Source organism: Bacteroides cellulosilyticus DSM 14838 (genome assembly GCF_000158035.1).
In the GTDB taxonomy this organism is placed as follows: domain Bacteria; phylum Bacteroidota; class Bacteroidia; order Bacteroidales; family Bacteroidaceae; genus Bacteroides; species Bacteroides cellulosilyticus.
The window spans coordinates 182,971-185,538 of record NZ_EQ973490.1 but is presented as its reverse complement, the minus strand read 5'-3'; the positions used below and the strand labels follow the sequence as shown (position 1 = coordinate 185,538).

General features: G+C 47.4%; 3 protein-coding genes. 2 read left to right on the top strand and 1 reads right to left on the bottom strand.

Annotation, left to right across the window (positions count from 1 at the left end):
• On the top strand, positions 1 to 546 hold a 546-nt coding region (locus tag BACCELL_RS05795; RefSeq protein ID WP_007210682.1), incomplete at its 5' end, for an efflux RND transporter permease subunit.
• A 131-nt stretch (positions 547 to 677) separates the two neighbouring features.
• A complete protein-coding gene (locus BACCELL_RS05790) occupies positions 678 to 2,042 on the top strand; it encodes a TolC family protein (protein WP_007210680.1) in 1,365 nt (454 codons plus the stop codon).
• Here the strand turns inward: BACCELL_RS05790 and BACCELL_RS26470 are convergent.
• The gene (locus BACCELL_RS26470; protein ID WP_129617731.1) at positions 2,010 to 2,210 is read right to left on the bottom strand and encodes a hypothetical protein; all 201 of its coding nucleotides are present in this window, start codon (positions 2,208 to 2,210) and stop codon (positions 2,010 to 2,012) included. The genes BACCELL_RS05790 and BACCELL_RS26470 overlap by 33 nt on opposite strands.
• Positions 2,211 to 2,568: the final 358 nt, after the last annotated feature.

The window sequence follows — 2,568 nt, the reverse complement described above, 5'->3', positions numbered from 1 at the left end:
ATATTCCTTATCTATCTGATTCTGGCATGTCTTTACGAAAGTTTTTTTGTACCGTTTGCCGTTATTTTCTCCGTACCGTTCGGATTGATGGGATCATTCCTGTTTGCCAAGTTGCTCGGGCTGGAGAATAACATTTACCTGCAAACAGGTGTGATTATGTTGATTGGTTTGCTGGCCAAGACGGCTATCCTGATTACGGAATACGCCATAGAGCGTCGTCGTAAAGGAATGGGCATCGTGGAATCTGCCTATTCTGCCGCACAGGTTCGCTTGCGTCCTATCCTGATGACGGTGCTGACAATGATTTTCGGTATGCTTCCGTTGATGTTCTCCTCCGGTGCAGGTGCCAATGGTAACAGTTCGCTGGGTACGGGCGTTGTGGGTGGTATGCTTGTCGGTACCCTGGCATTGCTCTTCGTTGTTCCCGTCTTCTACATTATCTTTGAATTCTTACAGGAGAAAATCCGTCCGCCGATGGAGGAAGAAGCAGACGTACAAGTGTTGCTTGAGAAGGAGAAGAGTGAAGCTGAACGGAATAATAAATAAATGAAAGAAAAGATGATGTATCAAGGTGACATATTTTGGGTAGAGCAGTTGATTGCATATTGCATTGCTGCCATTCTATGGTGCATTATTGATAAAATCAATTCTAGGAAACATATTAAAGATACTGAAGAATGAAAAAGCAAATCATCACATTAGCTGTCACTGGCCTGCTGCTGAGCAGTTGTGGCATCTATACTAAATACGAGCCCGTTACTTCCATCCCCGACCAGCTTTATGGCGGGGAAGTAGTGAGCGAAGACACCGTCAGTCTGGGTAATATGGATTGGCGGGAACTCTTCACCGATCCTTATCTGCAATCCCTCATTGAAGTGGGATTGCAGACCAATACTGATTATCAGTCTGCCCAGCTTCGTGTAGAGGAAGCACAGGCAACACTGATGTCTGCCAAACTTGCTTTCCTGCCTGCCTTTGCTCTTGCTCCGCAGGGAACCGTGAGCAGCTTCGATACGCAAAAGGCAACGCAAACTTATTCGTTGCCCGTCACTGCCAGTTGGGAGTTGGACGTCTTCGGCCGTATGCGCAATGCCAAGAAACAGTCGCAAGCTCTTTATGCTCAAAGTGAGGATTATCGTCAGGCTGTCCGTACCCAACTGATAGCCGGGATAGCCAATACCTATTATACGCTGCTGATGCTCGACGAACAACTTGCCATTTCCCGGCAAACGGAAGAAGCGTGGAAAGAAACCGTGGCGTCTACTCGTGCCTTGATGAATGCCGGAATGGCGAATGAATCGGCCGTATCGCAGATGGAGGCGACGTACTATCAGGTACAGGGCTCCGTGCTCGACTTGAGGAAGCAAATCAACCAGGCAGAGAACAGTCTTGCCCTTCTGTTGGCTGAAACACCCCGTCATTATGAACGTGGTAGTCTGGCACAGCAGCAGTTCCCCACCGACTTTTCGGTAGGTATTCCGGTGCAGATGCTTTCCGGTCGTCCCGATGTCCGCAGTGCCGAGCGTTCACTCGAAGCAGCGTTTTATGGTACCAATAAGGCCCGTTCGGCTTTCTATCCCTCCATTACTTTAAGTGGAAGTGCCGGCTGGACGAACTCTGCCGGAGTGATGATACTCAATCCGGGCAAGTTTCTGGCATCTGCTGTAGGATCGCTGACGCAACCGCTCTTCAACCGCGGACAGGTAGTTGCCCAGTATCGCATTGCCCGTGCACAGCAGGAAGAAGCCGCACTTGGCTTCCAGCAAACCTTGCTCAATGCAGGCAGCGAGGTGAACGATGCATTAACGGCTTATCAGACCAGTCAGGGCAAGAAACTTCTGTTGGATAAACAGGTTGCTTCTTTACAAACCGCCCTGAGAAGTACTTCATTGCTGATGGAGCATGGCAATACCACTTATCTGGAAGTACTCACAGCCCGGCAGACATTGCTTAGCGCACAATTGTCGCAGACTGCTAATCATTTTACCGAAATACAAAGCTTAATTAACCTATTCCAAGCGTTGGGAGGCGGACAGAATTAAAACTGTATCATACTCTCTTTCTGTTACTTTACTTCTATGAAAGGAGAGCTGCCCGGAAGGTGTTCCGTGGCAGCTCTTTTCTTCATTTTCTAAGGCTATATACGCAGTGAAATCTTCTTTTTGCCACTCATCCGGTAAAGAAAGTTTGTAATGGCTATCCTTTTTCATTTCTTTTCGATTTCCGTTTTGTCTTGTTCATCTGGATAGTATGGAGTTAACCAGTAATTTAGTAGACGTATTCTATCTGACATGCAGAGGTATCTGCATACTAATGGGAATAGTAGTGGGACATCGGGATGAGTCTAAATGATTTCTGCTTCTGTACTTCCTGTGAATTCCATAACATAGCCTTTCATCAAAGTATAATCCGCAGGTAGCCGAAAAGTTATTCAGCAACGCGCTGAAAACCGGACACAACGAGGTGCATATAAGTACCGCCATCCATCTGGTCGAACTGTGCGGCGTAAAAGAAAAGATCAAGCCGAAATTCCATCGGACGTTGGTACACTTGGTACAGAGGTTCACC

What these genes read in the sequence shown, in the direction of transcription:
- BACCELL_RS26470 (WP_129617731.1), bottom strand. Translation starts at nt 2,210, where the DNA reads ATGAAAAAGGATAGCCATTACAAACTTTCTTTACCGGATGAGTGGCAA.
- BACCELL_RS05790 (WP_007210680.1), top strand. Translation starts at nt 678, where the DNA reads ATGAAAAAGCAAATCATCACATTAGCTGTCACTGGCCTGCTGCTGAGC.